At 45.2% G+C, this 21,189-nt stretch carries 20 protein-coding genes; 11 read left to right on the top strand and 9 right to left on the bottom strand.

The window, feature by feature from the left end; genetic code table 11:
- Positions 1 to 6 precede the first annotated feature (6 nt).
- Both treS and glgB read left to right on the top strand, forming a co-directional pair.
- Positions 7 to 3,342, top strand: a complete 3,336-nt coding sequence (gene treS / locus IEW69_RS01835; protein ID WP_188625113.1) for a maltose alpha-D-glucosyltransferase — start codon at positions 7 to 9, stop codon at positions 3,340 to 3,342.
- An 11-nt stretch (positions 3,343 to 3,353) separates the two neighbouring features.
- Complete coding sequence (gene glgB / locus IEW69_RS01840; RefSeq protein WP_188625114.1) at positions 3,354 to 5,324, top strand: 1,4-alpha-glucan branching protein GlgB; 1,971 nt, start codon at positions 3,354 to 3,356, stop codon at positions 5,322 to 5,324.
- A 42-nt stretch (positions 5,325 to 5,366) separates the two neighbouring features.
- Here the strand turns inward: glgB and IEW69_RS01845 are convergent, their stop codons facing one another.
- The 3 genes from IEW69_RS01845 to IEW69_RS01855 form a co-directional block, all read right to left on the bottom strand.
- A complete protein-coding gene (locus tag IEW69_RS01845; protein ID WP_188625115.1) occupies positions 5,367 to 5,744 on the bottom strand; it encodes a helix-turn-helix domain-containing protein in 378 nt (125 codons plus the stop codon).
- Positions 5,745 to 5,977: 233 nt separating this feature from the next.
- Positions 5,978 to 7,630: an alpha-glucan family phosphorylase gene (glgP, locus tag IEW69_RS01850; protein ID WP_188625116.1), complete on the bottom strand. Its 1,653-nt coding sequence runs from the start codon at positions 7,628 to 7,630 to the stop codon at positions 5,978 to 5,980.
- Between the two features lie 54 nt (positions 7,631 to 7,684).
- The gene (locus IEW69_RS01855) at positions 7,685 to 8,674 is read right to left on the bottom strand and encodes a 2-hydroxyacid dehydrogenase (RefSeq protein WP_188625117.1); all 990 of its coding nucleotides are present in this window, start codon (positions 8,672 to 8,674) and stop codon (positions 7,685 to 7,687) included.
- Positions 8,675 to 8,789: 115 nt separating this feature from the next.
- Between IEW69_RS01855 and IEW69_RS01860 the strand changes: the two genes are divergently transcribed.
- From IEW69_RS01860 to IEW69_RS01875, 4 genes are all read left to right on the top strand, one after another.
- A complete protein-coding gene (locus IEW69_RS01860; protein WP_188625118.1) occupies positions 8,790 to 9,587 on the top strand; it encodes a metallophosphoesterase family protein in 798 nt (265 codons plus the stop codon).
- A complete protein-coding gene (locus tag IEW69_RS01865; RefSeq protein WP_229663481.1) occupies positions 9,568 to 10,164 on the top strand; it encodes a hypothetical protein in 597 nt (198 codons plus the stop codon). Before IEW69_RS01860 ends, IEW69_RS01865 begins: the two co-directional genes overlap by 20 nt.
- Before the next feature lie 80 nt (positions 10,165 to 10,244).
- Positions 10,245 to 10,478, top strand: coding sequence for a hypothetical protein (locus IEW69_RS01870; protein WP_188625119.1), 234 nt, complete (start codon positions 10,245 to 10,247; stop codon positions 10,476 to 10,478).
- A 5-nt stretch (positions 10,479 to 10,483) separates the two neighbouring features.
- Positions 10,484 to 11,647, top strand: a complete 1,164-nt coding sequence (locus tag IEW69_RS01875; RefSeq protein ID WP_188625120.1) for a baeRF7 domain-containing protein — start codon at positions 10,484 to 10,486, stop codon at positions 11,645 to 11,647.
- 272 nt (positions 11,648 to 11,919) lie between these two features.
- Here IEW69_RS01875 and IEW69_RS01880 read toward each other — a convergent pair whose 3' ends face one another.
- From IEW69_RS01880 to IEW69_RS01895, 4 genes are read right to left on the bottom strand one after another with little or no spacing between them, the layout of a single operon-like run.
- The gene (locus IEW69_RS01880) at positions 11,920 to 12,063 is read right to left on the bottom strand and encodes a hypothetical protein (protein ID WP_188625121.1); all 144 of its coding nucleotides are present in this window, start codon (positions 12,061 to 12,063) and stop codon (positions 11,920 to 11,922) included.
- Between the two features lie 59 nt (positions 12,064 to 12,122).
- Positions 12,123 to 13,112, bottom strand: coding sequence for an MlaD family protein (locus tag IEW69_RS01885; protein WP_188625122.1), 990 nt, complete (start codon positions 13,110 to 13,112; stop codon positions 12,123 to 12,125).
- 3 nt (positions 13,113 to 13,115) lie between these two features.
- Positions 13,116 to 13,889 (bottom strand): ABC transporter ATP-binding protein, encoded by a 774-nt coding sequence (locus IEW69_RS01890; RefSeq protein ID WP_188625123.1) that lies wholly within the window; start codon positions 13,887 to 13,889, stop codon positions 13,116 to 13,118.
- 9 nt (positions 13,890 to 13,898) lie between these two features.
- Positions 13,899 to 14,639 carry an MlaE family ABC transporter permease gene (locus IEW69_RS01895; RefSeq protein WP_373284091.1) on the bottom strand — a complete coding sequence of 247 codons (741 nt, stop codon included), beginning with the start codon at positions 14,637 to 14,639 and terminating at the stop codon, positions 13,899 to 13,901.
- 250 nt (positions 14,640 to 14,889) lie between these two features.
- On the opposite strand from IEW69_RS01895, the gene pta reads away from it, so the two are divergent.
- Positions 14,890 to 16,983, top strand: a complete 2,094-nt coding sequence (pta, locus tag IEW69_RS01900) for a phosphate acetyltransferase (protein WP_188625125.1) — start codon at positions 14,890 to 14,892, stop codon at positions 16,981 to 16,983.
- 10 nt (positions 16,984 to 16,993) lie between these two features.
- Positions 16,994 to 18,124, top strand: a complete 1,131-nt coding sequence (locus IEW69_RS01905) for an acetate/propionate family kinase (protein WP_188625126.1) — start codon at positions 16,994 to 16,996, stop codon at positions 18,122 to 18,124.
- A 52-nt stretch (positions 18,125 to 18,176) separates the two neighbouring features.
- On the opposite strand, the gene IEW69_RS01910 is transcribed toward IEW69_RS01905, so the two are convergent.
- Both IEW69_RS01910 and IEW69_RS01915 read right to left on the bottom strand, forming a co-directional pair.
- Positions 18,177 to 18,824, bottom strand: coding sequence for an alpha/beta hydrolase (locus IEW69_RS01910; protein WP_188625127.1), 648 nt, complete (start codon positions 18,822 to 18,824; stop codon positions 18,177 to 18,179).
- 30 nt (positions 18,825 to 18,854) lie between these two features.
- A complete protein-coding gene (locus IEW69_RS01915) occupies positions 18,855 to 19,790 on the bottom strand; it encodes a ring-cleaving dioxygenase (RefSeq protein ID WP_188625128.1) in 936 nt (311 codons plus the stop codon).
- Between the two features lie 204 nt (positions 19,791 to 19,994).
- Here IEW69_RS01915 and IEW69_RS01920 point away from each other — a divergent pair, with 204 nt between their 5' ends.
- From IEW69_RS01920 to IEW69_RS01930, 3 genes are all read left to right on the top strand, one after another.
- Positions 19,995 to 20,360, top strand: a complete 366-nt coding sequence (locus IEW69_RS01920) for a hypothetical protein (protein ID WP_188625129.1) — start codon at positions 19,995 to 19,997, stop codon at positions 20,358 to 20,360.
- A gap of 94 nt (positions 20,361 to 20,454) precedes the next feature.
- Positions 20,455 to 20,988: a ferritin gene (locus IEW69_RS01925; protein WP_188625130.1), complete on the top strand. Its 534-nt coding sequence runs from the start codon at positions 20,455 to 20,457 to the stop codon at positions 20,986 to 20,988.
- Between the two features lie 11 nt (positions 20,989 to 20,999).
- Positions 21,000 to 21,176, top strand: coding sequence for a hypothetical protein (locus IEW69_RS01930; protein WP_188625131.1), 177 nt, complete (start codon positions 21,000 to 21,002; stop codon positions 21,174 to 21,176).
- Positions 21,177 to 21,189 lie beyond the last annotated feature (13 nt).

A 21,189-nucleotide genomic window follows, 5' to 3' on the forward strand; every position in this document is an offset into this window, starting at 1 on the left:
ACAACCATGGCTGAAAAAAATAATCGCATTGACGAGAACATACACTGGTATAAGGACGCAATCATTTATGAATTGCACATCAAGGCTTTCCGCGATGGGAACTGCGACGGTATCGGCGACTTCAAAGGGCTAATCGAAAAAATACCCTACCTGGCCGATCTTGGTGTCACCGCCATCTGGCTACTGCCTTTCTATCCATCACCGCTTCGTGATGATGGATATGATATTGCTGACTACTACAACATCAATCCCTCTTATGGCGATATAAAACAGTTTAAAGCTTTCTTAAAAGAAGCACACAAACGTGGGCTCCGTGTGATCACAGAGTTGGTCATCAACCACACTTCAGATCAGCATCCATGGTTCCAGCGTGCACGGAAAGCGCCTAAAGGGTCCAACTATAGAGATTATTATGTATGGACCGATGATCCCACACAGTTCAAAGACGCGAGGATCATTTTCCAGGATTACGAAACTTCCAACTGGACCTGGGACCCGGTTGCGAAACAGTACTTCTGGCATCGATTCTTCCATCATCAGCCCGACTTAAACTTTGATAATCCCGCAGTGCAGCAGGAAGTAATCAAAGTAATGGACTACTGGTGTAAAATGGGGGTTGATGGTTTCAGGCTTGATGCCGTGCCTTATCTTTTTGAGCGCGATGGTACCAACTGTGAGAATTTACCAGAAACACATGACTTTTTAAAGAAGCTCCGCAAGTACGTAGACGATCACTTTCCCGGAACTTTATTGCTCGCAGAGGCAAACATGTGGCCGGAAGATTCCGCTGCGTATTTTGGCGATGGCGACGAGTGCCAGATGAACTACCATTTTCCGCTGATGCCACGTATGTTTATGGCCCTGCAGATGGAAGATAAATACCCGATCACCGATATCTTTGATCAAACCCCACCAATTCCAGAAAATTGCCAATGGGGGATTTTCCTGCGTAACCATGATGAGTTAACGCTGGAAATGGTAACTGATGAGGAGCGTGACTACATGTATAAGGTGTATGTTAAAGATCCGAAAGCCAGAATCAACCTGGGCATCAGACATCGCCTTGCACCATTACTGGAAAACAACAGACGCAAGATTGAGCTGATGAATTCCTTGCTTTTTACGCTGCCAGGTACACCCGTGATCTATTATGGCGATGAAATCGGTATGGGTGATAACTTCTACCTGGGTGATCGCGACGGTGTTCGTACGCCGATGCAGTGGCACTCAGACCGGAATGCCGGCTTCTCTGAAGCCAATCCACAGCAACTCTATCTGCCACTTATCCTGGATCCTCAGTTTCATTATGAATCTGTCAATGTGGAACTGCAATCCAGAAATACCTCATCATTATTGTGGTGGATGAAGCGTGTGATCAGCACCAGAAAGAAATACAAGGCGCTGAGCCGTGGAGACATGAAGTTTGTGCAGAGTGAGAACGCAAAGGTTTTTGCGTTCACCAGAACTTTTGAAGACGAGACAATGCTGATCGTAGCTAACCTCTCGAGATTCGCTCAAGTTGCAGAACTTGATCTAGATACCTTCAAAGGCTACGTACCTGTAGAAATCCTTAGCCGCAACCGCTTCCCGCAAATCAGGGAAGATATCCCATATTTCTTTACTTTAGGCGCATACGCTACACAAAGCTTTATCCTGGAGAAAGTGCATCCGGAACTTGAAACGGACGTGCAAATTCATACCATCAACATAAACAAATGGAAAGACCTCCTTAAACCGGAGGTTATCGCACAACTTGAAACGGAGATCCTTCCAAAGTACATGATGCGTTTACGCTGGTTCGGCGGTAAGGGCAGAGGTATGGAAAACGTGAAAATCATCGACCACGCAACCCTGCCGATGGAAGAAAACAATGCCTTTGTGCTACTCCTGGAGGTTTCCTACAGGGACGGACTACCAGACATGTACCAGATTCCGGTTGCCTGTGGTATCGGCCAGTTTTCTTATAAGTTGCAGGACAATTGCCCGCAATCTGTCATTGCCTTTCTGAAAATAAACGGAGAAGATGCGGTACTTTATGACGCAATTTACGGCATCGAATTGCAACAGGCCATTTTGAGCAATATGGCAGTAAGCCAACATGTGCCACAAAATCGTTCCGAACTGTTGTTCCACGGCAACAAAGCCCTGCGTAAACATGTGCAGGAAAATCCAAAGACAAAACCTCGTGTGATTTCCGCAGAGCAGAGCAACACGTCCATCACATACGACAATACTTTTTACCTGAAGATCTACCGGAAGGTAGACCGTGCAATCAATCCGGATGTGGAGCTGAGTCGTCACTTGAGCGAAAACGCAGGCTTCAAGCACACACCAGGCTATGTAGGTGCCATTGAATGGAAGTTCGGTAAGGATACCATGGTACTGGGTATGATGCAGGAAATGGTGAAAAGCACCAGCGATGGCTGGGCGTATATGCTGGATCGCCTGGACGATTTTAATGAGAAGATCCTTTCGACCATGGATTCCACCTTCAGCTTGCCTGAACTCGTAGGTAAGCTTACTGCGCCGGTTGAATTTGAGCAGGTACCACAATCTTTACAGGAATTGCTGGAGGGGACAGTCGCTGAAAACTGCCTTTTACTTGGTGAAAGGACAGCAGAAATGCACCTGGCCTTAAGCCATGATACCAATGATCCTGCATTTACGCCAGAGCCATTCTCGCTGCATTATCAACGATCTTTGTTCTCGTCCTTACAATCGCTGGTGCGCGTTGCATTTTCAAGCTTAAGCAAGAACATGAAATCGCTTGATCCTGCAATCCGTGCAGAGGCTGAAGAAGTGCTTAAAATGAAAGATGAGATCTTAACCATTCTGAAGCAGGTTTACAGCCGTAAGATAGACGTTAACAAAATCCGTATACATGGCGACTTCCACCTGGGGCAGGTGTTGTTCACCGGAAAAGATTTCCTTATCCTGGATTTTGAAGGGGAGCCATCGAGAAGTTATAGTGAGCGACGTTTGAAATACTCGGCACTACGTGATGTTGCAGGTATGATCCGTTCATTCCATTATGCCGCCTTTGGAAGTTTATTCCTGGATAATCAAATCCGCAAGGAAGACATCAATGTACTGCTTCCCTATGTAGAACAATGGTACCACTATATGAGCGGTTTCTTCTTGAAATCGTACATGGAGAAAGTTGGCAACGCACCAATTGTGCCCGACAATGCTGCGGATTTGGAAACGCTGCTGCAAACCTACATCTTGCAGAAGGCAATTTATGAGTTGAATTATGAATTAAACAATCGTCCGGACTGGGTTATTGTACCCCTGCGTGGCATCAAGGCGATTGTTGAAAAGAATAGAAGCGTAACAGTTTAAGCAGATAAAGAATGGCGAAGATAAAAGTGGTCAAGAGCAAAAAAGTGGTAGAACCGCCCGCATGGTTTTCGTTATTTTCTGACGAAGACATTCAACTGTTCAAGGATGGAAAACACCACCAGCTGTTTAATAAACTCGGTTCGCACCTGGTTGAACATGCTGGAGTTAAAGGGACATATTTTGCCGTCTGGGCGCCGAATGCGAAGCAGGCAAGTGTTATCGGTAACTTCAATGGCTGGAACCGAAGCAGTCATCCCATGTCAGTACGTTGGGATAGCTCCGGGATATGGGAATGCTTTATACCCGGGCTTGGTGCCGCAGAATACTACAAGTACTTCATTGAATCGCATAGTGGTTATCAGGTAGAGAAAGGCGACCCTTATGCCTTTCACTGGGAGACGCCGCCGCATACCGCAAGTGTTACCTGGGATCTTACCTATACCTGGAATGATGAAACCTGGATGGCACAGCGGAAATTGCAAAACCCGCTGGAGAAACCGCTTTCCATTTATGAGGTTCACCTCGGATCCTGGCGTCGCGTCGACAACGAGCAGCCAAATTCGTTTCTAACCTACCGTGAACTGGCGGAACAGCTACCCGCGTATTGTCAGTACATGAACTTCACACATGTGGAGTTTATGCCGGTGATGGAACATCCATTCTACGGATCCTGGGGTTATCAGGTCGTAGGCTTCTACGCACCGAGTAGCCGCTATGGTACCACACAGGATTTCATGTATTTGATCGACAAGCTGCACCAGGCCGGCATTGGTGTGATTCTGGACTGGGTACCCTCACATTTCCCAACAGATGAGCACGGTCCTGGATATTTTGATGGCACGCATTTGTATGAATGGGAAGATCCCAGAAAGGGATTCCATCCAGACTGGAAGAGCTTCATATTCAACCTGAGCAGAAATGAAGTTCGGGCATTCCTGATCTCCAATGCCATATTCTGGCTGGAGAATTATCACATCGACGGCTTAAGAGTGGATGCTGTTGCGTCCATGCTCTACCTGGATTATTCCCGAAATGACGGAGAATGGGTACCGAACATCCATGGCGGCCGTGAAAACCTCGATTCCATCAGCTTTCTGCAGGAATTGAATCAGGTTATCCACACCGAATATCAGGATGTATTTACCGTTGCTGAAGAGTCGACCTCCTGGCCGGGCGTTACGCATCCCGTGGCCGACGGCGGCCTCGGCTTTGATATGAAATGGATGATGGGTTGGATGCACGATACGCTCGGTTACCTGCAGACAGACCCGATCTACAGAAAGTACAGACAAGGGCAACTTACCTTCAGCATGATGTACGCCTTCTCAGAACGTTTTACCTTGCCGCTCTCGCATGATGAAGTGGTATATGGAAAGGCTTCGCTGATCAACAAGATGCCGGGTGACAACTGGCAGCAATTCGCAAACTTAAGACTCTTATATGCGTACATGTTTGGACACCCAGGTGCTAAGATGATCTTCATGGGTGGAGAGTTTGCACAGCGGCATGAATGGCGCCACGATTACAGTCTGGACTGGCATGAGAATAACAATCCTGATCATCAGGGCATACAGCGCCTGGTAAGGGATCTGAATAAGCTGTATCGGGATCAACCAGCGTTATATAAATTCAATTTTTCACATGAAGGCTTTGAGTGGATAAACGCAGATGACGCAGAAAGGTCTGTGATCTCCTGGATGCGAAAAGGGGAGGATGAAGCGGATACGCTCATCTTTGTGGCCAACTTCAATCCGCAGGTCTGGAACAATTACCGCCTGGGTGTTCCAAAGATGGGCTACTATGATGAGGTGTTCAGCTCCGATGATCTATATTATGGTGGCAGCGACATCCGAAACCTGAAAGTGCTGGAAACCGCACCAATCCCTGCGAACAGGCAGACACACTCCCTGTCATTGAAAGTGCCGCCACTAGCTGTGATGGTGCTCAAGTTCAGCCATACTTATGGCTGGTATAAATCTTAAATATTTACAGCTGTACCCGAGGGTACAGCTGTAAAATTATAATTAGGACATAGTACTCAGGATGCCACTGATCTCGCGATCCATACTGCATTCTGCTAAGAGCGCATTATAACGCTCCATTAAGTCTATGTACTTATCTTTCCAGATATCTTTATTTTCTTCTACTCGCTTTTCAACCGGAGCGTGTTCCTTAAATCCTTTTTCAAAATCTTCAGGTGTAAAAAAATGCGGTAACTCAACAGAAAAGTCGTGGTTAATCACACAACCGATTTTGTAAATGATCTCCGGTTTAAGCCTTGGTTGGTTAAACCAATTGTAAACTGATCTACGATTTACATTTGTCAATCTCGCCACATCGGTGATCGAATGGCCGTTTCTTCTTACTACTTTTTCAACAATTTCTCCGTGATGTATATCCATATAAACGTGTTTAATTAAGTCAAACCTTGAACTGTGAGAAGATTATTGTGTAACAAATACGCAACCGTCTTAAAAACTGCACAGTTTTGTAGCTAAAAAATACACACAAGCCCTGTAAAAATTCCTTAAACCTGTGAATAGCTGCATTTTAGTAGCTAACACGTCCAATGTTGCAAAATTTGTTCCGGCACAAAGCAAGCCGCCACGTTCACCTGCAATTGTTAACGAGATATTTAACCTAAATACATTTTTTCATAATACGCCCTGGCCAATCTTGCTGATTCAAAGGCTGGAACAACATCTTGAGCAGAAGTTTTAAGTATTTGTACCCATTTTTCAGGATCGTTGTAGTACAAAGGCAGAATTTCTTCTTCTAATAAAGTCATTAGAGCTCGATTTTCCTGTTTGTCGACCGCTTCTGGGGCAGATTGGTCCTCCATTGCAGCAATCACAAATGCATTCTCCATGTGTCTTGCAAACTCAGGCACCCATCCATCCGGCATCGATAGATTGATGGACCCGTTCATAGCCGCTGTCATCCCGCTGGTGCCTGAAGCTTCGCGAAACATTCTTGGGTTGTTCAGCCAGACATCAGAACCCTTCTTCAGTGCATCAGAAAGTCCCAGTTCATAACCCGTAAGCACTGTACAATTTGCAAGTGGTTTGGCTCTTGAAATGATGTGGTTGAAAAGCGCAATAGAGCCATGGTCGCCTGGGTAGGGCTTGCCCGCCCATATAAACTGCACCGGATAAGTAGTGCCTGTTACCATTTTCTCGAACCGCTCCCAGTCCTGCATCACCAGATCCGCGCGTTTGTAGCCTGCAAATCTTCTGGCCCAAACCACCGTGAGCACATCCGCTTTGAATAGTTTGCCGGTTTGATCTGCTACAATTTTGAAAAGATCCTTTTTCAGCGCCTTTTTTCTATTTACAATTGCCTCTTGATCATCCTGGTCAATTGCTGCTGCGAGTTCTTTATCTGTCCAGAACTTCTTGTTTTGTGCATTTGTAATAGCTATGATGTCGCACACACCGGGATTACTGCTCCACATCTGCCTTGCAACTTCCGCATGTAACTTGGAAACCCCGTTTGCCTTGCGGGCAAACTTTAGTGCGGCCAGCGTGAAATTAAAATCATCGCCGTCCATACCCAGGATATATTTTGCTTCATGTTCCTGTATATGATAGAAGAAGGACATGTCCTTCAGCAAGCTGTAGCGGTGCGATTCATTACCGGCCATCTCTGGCGTATGCGTTGTAAACACAACACGTTTTTTGATCTCCTCCAGGCTTTTATACTTGGCATAAAGGTAAAAGCCCAAGGCTACACCATGTCCTTCGTTTAAGTGGTAAACCTCCGGATTGAGCTCCAAGGCATCCAGCAACATTCCACCGCCAATGCCTAGTAAGATGCTTTGCGCAATCCGGGTGGTTTCATTGCCGTCATACAGATGATGCGTAATGCTTCTCGACATCTCATCGTTCTCGGGAATATCAGTGGACAATAGAAACAGCGGTGCACTTCCAAAGACTTCAGGCTTAAGCAGGTAAACTTTAACCTTTACTGGGTAATCGTGAACCGGAACGGTAAGTATGATGCCAGTGTCCGTAAGGAAGGAATACTGTTTCTCCACAAATTCTGCTTTCATCAGGGCATCACTCGTTCTCACCTGATCGTAGTAGCCGAACTTCCATAACATGCCGATGCCGACCAGGTTTTGCTTAAGTTCATAAGCACTACGAAGATGTGAACCTGCCAAAAAGCCCAGGCCACCACTATATATTTTTAGCGCCTGATCAATCGCGAACTCCATAGAGAAGTAAGCTACTGGCTTGGCAAATTCTTCACTCGGCGTATAGCCAAAGATTTCCGCTTTACTTAGCATAGATTTAGTTTTGTGGTGTTTAAGTTGTTTGAAAAATATGTTATTCCCTATTGGTTAGCCAATTACAACCTGGTTGTGTAAATCAGCTTTCGAAGCAAAGGCATCAATGTTACGGAAGGTCGTCGTCGCGATCTGCTCCATAGCCTCTTGCGTGAAGAATCCCTGATGGGAGGTGATAAGCACGTTGGGAAAGGAGATCAACCGCAGGATCATCTCATCCTGAATGACATCTTCAGAATAGTCCTGAAAAAACAACTTGCCTTCCTGCTCATACACGTCTAGCCCCAGGTATCCAAGTTGCCCATGCTTTAATGCGGCAATTACATCCATGGTATTGATCAGACCCCCGCGACTGGTGTTGATCAACATTGCACCTTTTTTAAACAGCTTGAGGCTATCTGCATTGATCATCTGGTGCGTACTATCCATCAGCGGACAGTGTAAGGAAACGATATCTGCGTCTGCCAGCGTTTCTTCAAGACTTCCATAGGTTACGCCGGCAGCTGCCAGTTCCTGATCGGGATAGATGTCGAAAGCACTGATTTTACAGCCGAAGCCGCGCAGGATGTTGCAGAATGCTCTCCCAATATTCCCCGTTCCGATAACCGCCACTTTACGTTGGTGCAGGTTAAAGCCCATAAGTTTTTCCAGCGAAAAGTTCCCTTCCCGTACCCGGTTGTAGGCTTTATGCGTTTTTCTGTTTAGCGTTAAAATCAGTGCCATGGCATGTTCCGCAACAGCTTCCGGCGAGTAGGCGGGAACGCGTAATACTGGAATGCCCAATGTCGTTGCTGCGGCGATGTCAACATTATTGAATCCCGCACAGCGGAGCACAACCAGGCGCACACCATTTTCATGAAGGATGGCAAGCACATCCTTGTTCACCGTATCATTTACAAAGATGCAAATCGCATCAAAATCCTTGGTGAGCGCAGCCGTCTGTTCATTCAATGGCAGCACAAAAAAGGTAAGCTCATGGCCCGTATTGAACCGGTTCAGGTATGCCTCGTCATAGGTGTAAGTACTAAAAACCGCAATTCTCATAATTCTGTTGATTTAGGACAATTTACAATTTTAGATTGGTAATCATGGCCTGCTCATGACAGCAGCTTGCCTGAAAGGCATTGTTTTTGGTTCTCTGAAGTAGATTTACTGACCCATGAAGATTTTTACGAAATTACTTTTACTTTCCGGTCTCCTCGCGGGCTGTAATGCCTTTGAATACAGCCCGAACCAGACGTTCGACCGGAATTCACCTACAGATTTAAACAGAAAGGCATTAGAACAACTAATGTCCGTTCAACCGAAAAACGATACACTGAAGTTCATTCTGTCAGGTGACACACAGCGCTCCTACAAGGAAATTCCCGGCTTTATTGAAAAAGTAAATTCACTTGACAAAGTGGATTTCATCCTCGTTGCAGGTGATATCACGGAGTTTGGAAGTTCCAAAGAAATGGAAGGTTATGCCACGCGCATGAAGAAAATGCGCGTGCCGGTTATTACCGTGATCGGCAATCATGACCTCACCGGCCGCGGCAGGGCTGCCTATGCCCGGATGTTTGGCGATCTGAATTTTAGCTTCATATACAAAGGTACGAAGTTCATTTGCCATGATACCAATAGCCGTGAATATAAGTACAATGGCCAGGTGCCGGATCTGAACTGGCTTGCCCAGGAACTTAAGCCCACCGCAGGAGTGAAGGGCTATATTTCCGTTGGTCACGTACCCCCATTATCTGAGGATTTCGACCAGAAATTGGTGCCAAAATATAAGGCGCAGTTCGAGAACACCCAAGGCTTTGTAGCGGCGCTATATGGTCATACCCATACGTACCTGACATCCGAGCCTGGCGACCGATTCAACTACCTGGTGACGGGTTCCGTTGAAAATAAAGAATTCATCATTGTAACTGTATTAAACAACAACATCACTCATGAACGCGTATTTTACTAGATGCACGCTACTGATCATCGTGCTATGCTTTGGTGTACGCGCGAATGCACAGCAATTTCTTATACCAGACGAGGTAATCCTTCAACATGCCGGCAGCATCGGTTATGTAAGCGTCGGTGCAGGCTATAAACTCTTTAACAATGAGCGTGGAAACCTGGATTTGCTATACGGGTATGTGCCCAAATCAAAAGGCGGAACATTGCACATCATAACCGCAAAATTCGCCTACAAGCCCTTTGTAATCACTGTGAACAAGCTCGGAAAAATCTATCCCTTCAATCCAGGCTTATTTTTTACCTACACGGCACATCCGGATCTTCAGTTGAAGTTCTCCAAAGATAACTGGCCCAAGGGTTATTATTATTGGTCTGAAGCAATCAGGCCGCACTTATCTTTCAGCAATGAGCTGGAGCTTACCAAGCCCAGGTTTATCAAAGCTGCCGGTTTAAAATCCTTAAGTGTGTACTCCGAATTCAACAGCAATGAGTGGTACCTGGTAAATTACTTCCAGAATGTACCAGAGGTGTCCGTCAAAGATGTTTTCAAGCTTGGCATTGGTGTGCGCATGCGCTTCTAAGATTTATTTTTACAAACAATTCCGCGCCAGGGATCATTATTAAGATAACAATACCTTAATAAAAACTAAAATTCAAATCTATGGCTAAGAACAATAATGGAAGTTTTGTACCTCCTAAGGGCAAACCTTCAGGTAAAGGAAATGAAACTGCTGGATTGAAAGATGCTTTTGCGGCTATTGATCCGGATAAGGAAAATGAAATTACTGAAAAATACATCTCAGATACCGATAGCCAGGAAGCGCTTATCCAGATGAGACATGTAAACAGAAATGTTAACAAAGGTGTAGAATATAACGACGACACAAATAACTAGAATCTATGGGCGTATTATCAAAAGAAGACATCACAGAGATCACTGGTTTTGAATCAGATATTTGTGTGTCACTCTACATGCCGGCACACAGTTCAGGCGTAGAGGTGAATGAAAAACATGATGCCTTGCTGCTCAAAAATAACCTGCAGCAAGCTAAACGAATACTTACTGAAAAAGGGAAGAGCCAGGCTGCCGTTGATTCCATCTTGAAGGAAGCTTCTGCGCTGGTAGACAACCGCGAGTTCTGGAATACACAATCGCAGGGCTTAGCTTTATTTCTGGCAGAAGGTTTATGTAAAGTAATCAAGACACCAATGCCATTGAAGGAAGAGTTGTTCATCAACTCCTCTTTTAACATCCTGCCTTTATTGCCACTAATGACGGATGATGCTTATTTCTTCCTGCTGATGCTGAGCAAGAAAGACGCTAAAATCTTCCGTGGCGACGCATATGGATTGGAACTACTGGAAGTAGAAGGCTTGCCTAACGGAATGGATGACGTGATTCACTTCGAAGAGAAAGATGCCCAGCAGACCATGCGACGCGCAGGCGCCGGAGCGGGAAGAGGTGCCATCTCGGGTGCTAACTATCACGGTCATGGACCCGGATTAGCCGATGAAACCGAATGGGTAACGCAGTACCTGAAAGAAGTAAATCAAACTTTATGGACGGAGTTACTGTCGCAGGAATCAGCACCATTAATCCTGGCTGGTACAGAACAGATCGTTGGCTTATACCGTCAAATATCAAAGTATAACGTCGTTGAAGAGAACCTGACCGGAAACTTTGATCATGAGGATAAGAACAGCGTCTACCAGAAAGTTAAGGAGATCGCCGCTCCATTCTTTAAGCAGCAGGCACGTAAGGCGCTGAAAACCTATTACGACAATTCGACAACGGAATTGACTTCTTCAATACCAGAAGATGTAATCCCAGCGAGTTTTTACAGCCAGATTTCCGATCTGTTCATTGTGAAAGACGCACATATCTGGGGAACATTCGACGAGGCATCAAACGCCTTGGTTATCCATGAGGAAAGGCAGGAGGGAGACACCTGTTTGCTGAATAAAGCTGCAATTAAGACCTTGAAAAACGGCGGTGCAGTACATGTGTTGGAACAGGATAAGATGCCTGCGGATAGTAAGATCGCAGCCTTTATGCGGTTCTAATATTTTAAGATAGCATTAGAAAGTCGGCTACCGGAGGGTAGCCGACTTTTTTTTGGCATATACATTAAGCACACCCGACACACAGCTGATCCACACCTCGCCCACACCTCGCCCACGTGATCCGTGTGTAAGCTGTGCTTCAGCACTGGATCAGCTCAGCAGCATACCGCTCTTGATCTTCATGGCGCAAGGTCGTAAATGGCCGCCTGTAAAAAAGAAAATGGCAACAGAAAGCTATTCTGTTGCCATTTTATGGATCTTGTTGGAAATATCTATTTCTCTTTCTTTGTCACTTTGGTTTGTTTAGCATCTTTAGACGATATGACGTCTTGAGCTTCAACACCTTTAGCTTTCTTTGTGTCCTTTTTCTCTTCGCTGGTCGTTGTGCCTTTTGCACTTTCTGTTTGCTTTGCCATATCTGTTATCGGTTTTTCAAGTAGAACAACCTGAATATAGAATGGTTTGAGAAAAATCGCTACTGCTGTTCCTTGGCAGCTTTCGCTTCTTCCTTCGCACGCTTTTTAAAGAAGCCACGGAATAAGAAATTGCTTTGTAGCGCTTCAAGGTCTTCATCCAGTTTCTTAGAACTGGTTTCCAGATTATTCATGATAGCGCGTACCTGATCAGCTGTTTGCTTGTCATTCAAAAGCAGGCCTGCGGCATTATCAGACTGCGTTAATTTAGCTGATGCTGCATTAAGGTTCTCTGTCATTGCTGAAGCTGCCCTGGCGGTTTTCTGAAGTTCATTAACGGAACGACTCAATTGCGCGAAAACAGCTGTATCCGTTAACAAATTATCTGCAAGGCCACCTTTGGTGTTTAAGGTTTTGCTGAACTGATTAAGTTCTCTGGCCATTCTGTCCGTAGATGCTGTTGTGCGCTCCAGGTTGGTTACAATCCTTCTGAAGTTGTTTGCGATCTTTTCATCAGATAACAATGCTCCTGCTGATCCTTTACCCTCCACAAGTCCGCGGGCAAGTGTTTTAAAGTCGCCGGTAATGTCTACCAGGTTCTTGTTGTTCACCTGAAAGGTCTTCATGATATCGTCCGTAGATAGGGTGGTGGACACCTGAAGTCTGTCGCCATCTTCAATAAAAGGGTATTTGGGATTACCACCATTAATCACGATGATCTTGTTACCGATTAAACCATCAGAACTGATGCTTGCCGTTGCATCCTTGTGAATGTACTTGTGCGCTTCTTCTTCAACACTGATAAAGACCTGAACTTCTGACTTGCCATAGAACTGAATCTTTTTGATGGTGCCGACTTTAACACCTGAATACCAGACGTTGTTACCTGTTTTTAAGCCTTGTATATCAGAGAAGACTACATTTAAAGTAAAGCTCTTTACAAAAGTCTTACGCTGCCCACCAAGGGTGAATATTGCCAATATGAAGATCACCAGGCCGATGAATATAAAAATACCTACCGTGATCTGTTTACGGTTGTCTGATTGTGCCATGTTTTATTTTATAAAGTTGTAATCGTAAAAAGGTTTAACCCTTTCGTCATTTGTGTCAAATACTTCATCAAAAGAGCCTTGTCGCTCAAATTTTCCATCCAGCAGCATCGCTACGCGGTTACCCACGGCTCTTGCACAGGTTAAATCGTGTGTGATGATGATGGAACTTGTTTTATAGCGCTCCTGAACTTCGTTGATCAGGCTGTTAATCTCCAGACAGGTGATCGGATCAAGTCCTGCTGTAGGTTCGTCGTAAAGCATGATCTTGGGCTGCAGGATCAATGTCCGGGCAATGCCTATCCGCTTACGCTGACCACCGGATAACTCAGATGGCATCTGGTTGATCGCCTGTAATAAGCCCACTGCATCCAGTGTAGATTCTACGGCGTGGTTAACTTCTGCCTTTGTGATGCCTTTACGGTTGCGGACCAGTGGAAACTCCAGGTTCTCCCGAACCGTCATACTATCATATAGTGCACTGTTCTGAAAGGAGAAACCAACATCCAGTCGCAGTGCAAGCAGTTCTTTATAGCTAATCTCATCAACAGTATTGCCCAGCACCCGCACCAATCCGTTATCTGGCTTTAGCAATCCAATGATAATTTTAATCAGTACTGATTTCCCGGTACCGGATTTTCCAAGAACCACGAGGTTCTCGCCACGGTACAGGTTTAGATCTACACCGCGCAGTACATGAAAATTCCCGAACGACTTTGTCAGTCCTTTGATCTCGATAACCTTCTCGAGGTTGGGATCGGTTATTGGTCTTGATTTCATACGAGTAGATTAGGATCTGAATAAACCAAAAAACTGAACAGAGATAACTTCCTCGATAAAGATCAGGAACATGGAAATAACTACGGCTGAGTTTGCCGCTTTACCTACACCCTCCGTTCCCTTGGACGAATTATAGCCCTGGTAGCATCCAACAATGCCGATGGTGAAACCAAAGACAATAGCTTTGACAGTAGAAGCGGTGATATCTAAAAATGTAATCTGATCGAGTGATGCCTGGAAGAAAAGTTTAGCACTGGTTTCTTCAAACATCGCTACGTTTAGGAGGGCACCAAGCATGCCGATCATTCCGGTATAGAAGGAGAGGATGGGTATGGTGATGGTGGCAGCAAGTACGCGAGTTGCAACCAGGAATTTAAAAGGGTTGGTTGCCGATACTTCCATAGCATCGATCTGCTCGGTTACCCGCATGGACCCCAGTTCGGCACCAATGCTGGAGCCAACTTTACCTGCGGCAATTAAGCCGGTCAATAAGGGTGCAAGTGTTCTAAGTAATGCAATGCCGACAAGCGAGGGCAACCAGGATGTGGCGCCAAATTCTGCTAATGATGGTCGGGATTGCTTTGTAAATACGACACCGGTAATGAATCCGGTGGTGGAGATTAGCAGTGCTGAGCGGTAGCCAATCTCATAACATTGCCGTAGTAGTTCTTTTCCTTCGAAAGGTGGGAGAAATGCTTCTTTGAAGAACCGGGCAATAAAGCTGTATACCTCGGCCAGGGTGATAAACATCCGCGAAATGAGTCCCGGTTTTTTATCTGCCTGCTCCGGTACAACGGGAGTTTCAGTGTTATCCATTCAATCTTTTTCTTTATCCTTACACGCCATTATCAAAGCATGCGCCAAGAATCGGTAAATATATTAACAGTATTGCAAAACATTGTAATTTCAACCTAATAATGGCTGCTGATGGTAAAACCCTCGGTTTAAACTGGTCTGTCCGCCAAAAAAAATGCATATTGCCCGCTATAAACATCTTCTCATGACTAAGAACATTTTTATAGCATCCGCGGAGCCTTACACCGGGAAATCCGTCATCGCCTTCGGCTTAATCAACATGCTTCTCTCAAAAACGCAAAAGGTTGGTTACTTCAAGCCAATCATCGCTCAGGAAGATGCTGAATATAAGGAACAACACATTGAAGCGATTTTAGATTTCTTTAATTTACCAATTCAGTATAATGATACTTTCGCGTTCACACGGCAGCAGGTTTTGCACCAGCCGCAAACGGAAAATAGCAGTGAAATTATTGATACCATCATCAGCAAATACAAGAAAGCGGAAGAGAACTATGAATTTACCGTCATAGAGGGTAGTGACTTTCTTGGAGAAGGCACCGCTTTCGAATTTGAGTCTAACGTACTTATTGCTAAGAACCTGGCCGCACCGGTACTCATTGTGGTTACTGGCGAACATAAATCTACGGCACAGGTGGTCAACACCGCCATTAACATCTACAGAAACTTTCAATCCAGGGATGTGCAGGTGCTCGGCATTGTTGTTAACATGGTGCGCCAGGAACATGTAGAAGATGTGAAACAGTTGCTATTAGCACAACTCCCTGCGGGACTTATGCTGACGGTTATTCCAATGGAAAGTGGATTGCAAAGTCCAACCATGAAAGAGATCTCCGATGCGCTGCATGGCAATGTATTATTTGGAGAGGCGCTTCTGACGAATCAGGTCGACAATTTTGTAACCGGGGCCATGATGCTTCCAAACTTCCTGAATCACATTAAAGAGAATGTCCTGATCGTTACGCCGGGTGACCGCGGCGACATCATCATCGGCGCCTTGCAGGCAAATCAATCGACCAGTTATCCAAAAGTTGCCGGTATTGTACTCACTGTTGGCAGCATACCGGATCAGCCAGTCATGAAGCTGATCGAAGGTTTGCAGACCGTCATGCCGATCATCAGTGTGAAAACGGGAACTTTTGAGACCAGCAACGCCATCGGGCATATCCATTCGCGCATTACCAAAGACAATAAAAAGAAGATAGAGCTGGCCATTCAGGTATTTGAAAAGTACGTGGATCTGAAGGCTCTAGATGATAGAATTATCACCTTCACACCAGAAGGTATTACGCCACATATGTTCCAGTACCAACTGGTGAAAAGGGCGAAAAGTATTAAGAAACATATTGTACTGCCAGAAGGAAATGATGATCGGGTGCTTAAAGCAGCTGCGCGAATCATGAGTCAGGATCTGGTAGAGCTCACCATTCTGGGGGATGCCACAGAAATCGGGCTGTCGCTTAAGCGTTTGGGCCTGAATCTGGATCTGAATGCGGTTCATATTGTCAATCCAAAAACCTCCGCCCATTACGATGATTATGTGCAAACCTTGTATGAGTTGCGCAAGAACAAGAATGTGAATCTGGAGATGGCAACCGACATGATGACGGATGTATCATACTTCGGAACGATGATGGTACATAAAGGGCATGCAGATGGGATGGTTTCTGGTGCCGTCCATACGACGCAGCACACCATCCGTCCGGCACTGCAGTTCATTAAAACGCGGCCAGGCGTATCAGTGGTATCTTCCGTATTTTTTATGTGCCTACCGGAAAGGGTGGCCGTGTTTGGCGACTGTGCCGTAAATCCAAATCCTACAGCAGCGGAGCTTGCGGAGATTGCCATTTCCTCTGCGGAAAGCAGCATTCGTTTTGGTATTGAGCCTCGCATTGCCATGTTATCGTACTCCTCTGGAAGTTCGGGTGCCGGAGAAGATGTGGAGCGGGTACGTGAAGCGACCAACATTGTGCGCGAACGCAGGCCTGACCTGAAGATTGAAGGGCCGATACAGTACGATGCTGCCGTTGACCCAGCTGTTGGTCAGCAAAAGCTTCCGGGATCGGAAGTTGCCGGCCGGGCGAGTGTATTGATTTTCCCAGACTTGAATACCGGGAACAACACTTACAAAGCCGTACAAAGAGAAACCGGCGCATTGGCCATAGGACCGATGCTGCAGGGATTAAACAAGCCAATAAATGATTTGAGCCGGGGTTGTACTGTGGATGACATCTTTAATACGGTTGTTATCACTGCAATCCAGTGCCAGGAAGTATAATATATAATAGATGAAAATCCTAGTGATAAATTCGGGAAGCAGTTCCTTGAAGTATCAGTTTTTTAACATGCCAGCCACGGACCCGCTCGCTACGGGTTTGGTAGAAAGAATAGGCCTGCCTGGCTCCACGGTAACGAACCACGGAGAGGCCTTGAAGGAAGTCCTGAATGCACTAAGTGCTAAAGGTATTATCCATGGACCAGATGATGTTGACCTTGTTGGCCACCGGGTAGTACATGGTGGTGAGAAATTCTGCCGAGGGACGGAGATTACGCCCGACGTTAAAGAGGAGATCAAAGCATTATTCTCGCTGGCACCCCTGCATAATCAGGTAAGTTATACCTGTATTGAGGTCGCTGAACATACTTTCCCAAAAGCGAAGCAGGTTGCTGTATTTGATACGGCTTTCCATCATACGCTGCCGGATTATGCCCATCGCTATGCAATTCCTAAATCGTACTATGATGATTACGGCGTGCGGGTGTACGGATTCCACGGGACGAGCCATAAGAATGTTGCCGGACAGGCGATGAAATATCTGGGAAATCCTGAAGCCAAGCTGATTACCCTGCACCTGGGTAATGGCTGCAGCGCAGCAGCGGTTAAAGCAGGCAAGTCTATCGATACAAGTATGGGTTTTGGGCCCTTAAGTGGCTTGGTAATGGGCACACGCTCTGGTGACATCGATCCTTCAGTTGTGTTTCACCTGATCGATCAGGAAAACTTTACCGTTGCACAGGTGAGTAACTTGCTTAATAAAGGTGCCGGACTGTTGGGCATGGCTGGGTCAAACGACTTGCGCGATGTGCACAAGTTTGCAGATCAGGGATCGGCAGAAGCTGCACTAGCGCTTCAACTCTATGCATACCGCATCAAGAAATTCATTGGTGCTTATGCGGCCGTATTAAATGGTGTAGATGCAATTGTATTTACCGGTGGCGTAGGGGAGAATGATCGGGTGATGCGCAAAATGGTCTGTGAGTCGCTCGAGTACCTCGGCATTGCCTTCGATAGCGAGAAGAATAAATCCGGAAGCGGACAGGTTTTTGAAATTAACGAGGCAGGCGCCAAGGTGAAAATTCTGGTTGCGAAAACCAATGAAGAACTTGAAATCGCAAACGAATGTTATGCATTGTTTTAATGCAGTTTACATAACGAATAAAAAAAGGAGACCAGGTAAATGGTCTCTTTTTTTATGATTGCTCCAGCGCAACTTTTGGAGTGAAGATCAGCTTATTTGCAAGTGCTATTTCTTCATCCGTGATGTTGTGCGGCTTACCAGGGTGGGCGACAACGGTGATTTTTGCATGCATGCGCTCGAGCTGGCATCCAGAATCTTTTACACGCCGTAGCGGCACATGATGGTCAGGATTGCTCGTCGAAATCAGAATGGGTGTTTCTTTGAAATCACCTTCATATTGGGTTTCGAGCAGTTCCGCGCCAATGAGCCCCCCGGTAAATGCAACGACACCAGCATAGCGGGTTGCATTTCGGCTGACGTATTCCAGGGTGAGACAAGCCCCCTGTGAGAAGCCCAGAAAGTAGATGTTCGCTTTCGGGATACCTGCTTCCACCACCTGTGAAACAAGGGAATCAACCATTGCAAGTGCCTCGTCTAATGCTGGCTGATTTGTTTCTACAGGCGCAATGAAGCTATTTGGGTACCAGGTATGATGCGGTGCCTGAAGGGCCAGCAGTGCTGTATGTTCCGGCAGACTCAAGTAAGCGGCAAGTGGCAGGATACTTGCCGCACTGGCGCCCCGGCCATGTATCATGATCAGCGCCTGGGCCGCACCATTTAAAGGTGTGCCGGCGGCGATGTAGTTATTTTCAATTTCCATGTGTTTGGATATTACAATGTTAAAACACTACTAAACCAGTTTTGGAAGGATCTGCTCAATCTCCGCACGATGTTGTTCATACTGCTCCGGCAGCATCAAATGCGTGCCAAGGGCGTCCTTTGCTTCATCAACGGTGAACCCCGGATTATCGGTTGCGATTTCAAACAGCACGCCTCCAGGTTCGCGGAAGTACAAAGAATAGAAGTAGTTCCTGTCGATCTTTTCTGTGATGTTCAGGCCCTTAGCGGCAATCTTATCTCTGTAATACATCAGCGTTGCTTCATCTTTCACCCGGAAGGCAACATGATGCACAGAACCACCGGCCACATGGCCTGCAGCTTCACCTGGCGCTTCAACAAGATCCACAATCGCTGCGTTTGGTACATTGTCTGTAATGAACCTGGATCTGTTCACAACCTGTTCCTGTAGGTGGTAGCCCAGGATCTCGGTCAGTACTTCAGCGGTTTTCGCGATTTTATTGCTGGTGATTGTTACATGGTGAAAACCACGAACGGCGCGTTCTGCATTGATATCGTCGGTTGTCCATGCTGTCCTTTGATCTTCAACTTTCGCCACCGTAAGTTCAAACTTTAAACCATCGGGGTCGAGAAAGGTTAAGTATTGCTCGCCGAACTTTTCTGCAACCTTGTTATATATTACATGATGATCGTCAAGTCGTTTTTGCCAGAATTCCAAACTTCCCGCAGGTACGCTGTAGCCAATTTCTGTGACTTGACGGGTTCCCCGGCGACCAGATTGAATGCCTTCCCATGGGAAAAACGTTAGGATCGTACCCGGATCGCCGTTTTCATTTCCATAATAGAAGTGATAGGTATTTGGGTCATCAAAGTTTACCGTTTTTTTAATGAATCTAAGACCCAGAACTTTAGTGTAAAAATCATAATTGGTTTTGGCTTTACCCGCTATTGCAGTGATGTGGTGGAGGCCTAAGATTTGATTTTCCATGTTGATTTGTTTTGATGTTCAAATTTACCACTTGCATTTTGGCCAAATCTTACCATATCATAAGAAATGAATACGATGTGGATTTGCGAACGCTGGAGCAAATCAGCCGGACTAATTGGAATTGTTACAAATAAGCAGCGCTTATTTGTACTTTAGTTTGGATTAAATCTAAATAATGCTAACATTTGTACATAATCACATTTAATGAAGCCAAATACATACGTCCCTTCTTTAAACTGGAATAAAGTGTACGGAAACCACGCCGGAACCATCTATCAATCTGATGAGGAGAAATGCTGGTTTATTGATTTTGCGGGGAAGATTGCACGTTTTGATTATCGTAACATTTTAAAGCTAAAAAAGGCTGTTTACAACATCGATATAGAGGCATTACTCTTAAGCAATGATAAGTCTGGCGACCTGGAGATTATCTTCATTTGTGCTTGTGATCACTGCTATGTACTTTCTTTATTGGAGATCATTGCCATCAAAGACCTGCTTCAGGGTACCTTTGTGATGTTGGAACTTAACCACATCATTCAGGATCGTTTACATCGCGTAATTGCTTAAGCTTCTTTAGACTGCTTCCATATTTCTAATAAAAACCAGTTAATCCAATTGTAGCACTATTTTTGGTTTAAATCAGTTTTTAAACACAAGGAATATGAAAGATATCATGCGTATTAAATGCTTACTTTCTGCAGATGTAGAAGTATTGCTAAACCAGCAAATAAAAAAAGAGGCTCATTCTTCATCACTTTATCTTGCAATGGCTTCTTGGTGCAATCGCAATGGATTTGATTATTCAGCGGATTACTTTTTTAAACAAGCAGAAGAGGAGCGCCTGCACCAACTAAAGTTCTATAAATATGTATTAGACATGGGTGGTGTTGCGATATCTCCAGAGATCACCAATATAAAAAATGACTTCAACAGTTTCCGTGAGGTATTTGAAGAAGCATTGGAACAAGAAGTAAACATCACGCAGTCCATTAAAAACATTGCTGCCCGCTGTTATAAAGAATCTGATTTTGTCACTTTGGAATTTCTAAACTGGTTCTTCAAGGAACAACGTGAAGAAGAATACAAAGCCAGACGTGCGCTGGAACTATTTGAAGTTATCGGCGAAGAAGGTACTGGAAGATGGGAAATTGACAAGCATGTGGGTAAAATTGAATATACCAGTGAGGCTGAATAATCCTGAAAATTTTGTCAAAGAAAGATAAATCTGAAAAGAAGGATTCCAAGAAGGAGTTAAAGAAGACGCTTACAAAGGAGCTCCTCAAAGATTTAAAAGTAAAAAAGCTTAAGAAAAAGTGCTGTGAAAAGTATAAGAAGGGTAAGCGGTGTAAAAACTGTCCTTTGAATCCAGCCTTGTTTTCTTAAGCTTTTTATTTGC

It is taken from the genome of Pedobacter quisquiliarum (assembly GCF_014642175.1).
In the GTDB taxonomy this organism is placed as follows: domain Bacteria; phylum Bacteroidota; class Bacteroidia; order Sphingobacteriales; family Sphingobacteriaceae; genus Pedobacter; species Pedobacter quisquiliarum.

Bases quoted from the DNA above. Each gene is read 5' to 3' on its own strand.
- IEW69_RS01865 (WP_229663481.1), top strand. From the start codon at position 9,568: ATGAACGCGTATTTTACTAGATGCACGCTACTGATCATCGTGCTATGC.
- glgP (WP_188625116.1), bottom strand. From the start codon at position 7,630: ATGCTAAGTAAAGCGGAAATCTTTGGCTATACGCCGAGTGAAGAATTT.
- pta (WP_188625125.1), top strand. From the start codon at position 14,890: ATGACTAAGAACATTTTTATAGCATCCGCGGAGCCTTACACCGGGAAA.
- IEW69_RS01855 (WP_188625117.1), bottom strand. From the start codon at position 8,674: ATGAGAATTGCGGTTTTTAGTACTTACACCTATGACGAGGCATACCTG.
- IEW69_RS01925 (WP_188625130.1), top strand. From the start codon at position 20,455: ATGAAAGATATCATGCGTATTAAATGCTTACTTTCTGCAGATGTAGAA.
- IEW69_RS01875 (WP_188625120.1), top strand. From the start codon at position 10,484: ATGGGCGTATTATCAAAAGAAGACATCACAGAGATCACTGGTTTTGAA.
- IEW69_RS01880 (WP_188625121.1), bottom strand. From the start codon at position 12,063: ATGGCAAAGCAAACAGAAAGTGCAAAAGGCACAACGACCAGCGAAGAG.
- IEW69_RS01910 (WP_188625127.1), bottom strand. From the start codon at position 18,824: ATGGAAATTGAAAATAACTACATCGCCGCCGGCACACCTTTAAATGGT.
- IEW69_RS01885 (WP_188625122.1), bottom strand. From the start codon at position 13,112: ATGGCACAATCAGACAACCGTAAACAGATCACGGTAGGTATTTTTATA.
- IEW69_RS01890 (WP_188625123.1), bottom strand. From the start codon at position 13,889: ATGAAATCAAGACCAATAACCGATCCCAACCTCGAGAAGGTTATCGAG.
- IEW69_RS01920 (WP_188625129.1), top strand. From the start codon at position 19,995: ATGAAGCCAAATACATACGTCCCTTCTTTAAACTGGAATAAAGTGTAC.
- treS (WP_188625113.1), top strand. From the start codon at position 7: ATGGCTGAAAAAAATAATCGCATTGACGAGAACATACACTGGTATAAG.
- glgB (WP_188625114.1), top strand. From the start codon at position 3,354: ATGGCGAAGATAAAAGTGGTCAAGAGCAAAAAAGTGGTAGAACCGCCC.
- IEW69_RS01895 (WP_373284091.1), bottom strand. From the start codon at position 14,639: ATGTTTATCACCCTGGCCGAGGTATACAGCTTTATTGCCCGGTTCTTC.
- IEW69_RS01915 (WP_188625128.1), bottom strand. From the start codon at position 19,790: ATGGAAAATCAAATCTTAGGCCTCCACCACATCACTGCAATAGCGGGT.
- IEW69_RS01860 (WP_188625118.1), top strand. From the start codon at position 8,790: ATGAAGATTTTTACGAAATTACTTTTACTTTCCGGTCTCCTCGCGGGC.
- IEW69_RS01870 (WP_188625119.1), top strand. From the start codon at position 10,245: ATGGCTAAGAACAATAATGGAAGTTTTGTACCTCCTAAGGGCAAACCT.
- IEW69_RS01845 (WP_188625115.1), bottom strand. From the start codon at position 5,744: ATGGATATACATCACGGAGAAATTGTTGAAAAAGTAGTAAGAAGAAAC.
- IEW69_RS01905 (WP_188625126.1), top strand. From the start codon at position 16,994: ATGAAAATCCTAGTGATAAATTCGGGAAGCAGTTCCTTGAAGTATCAG.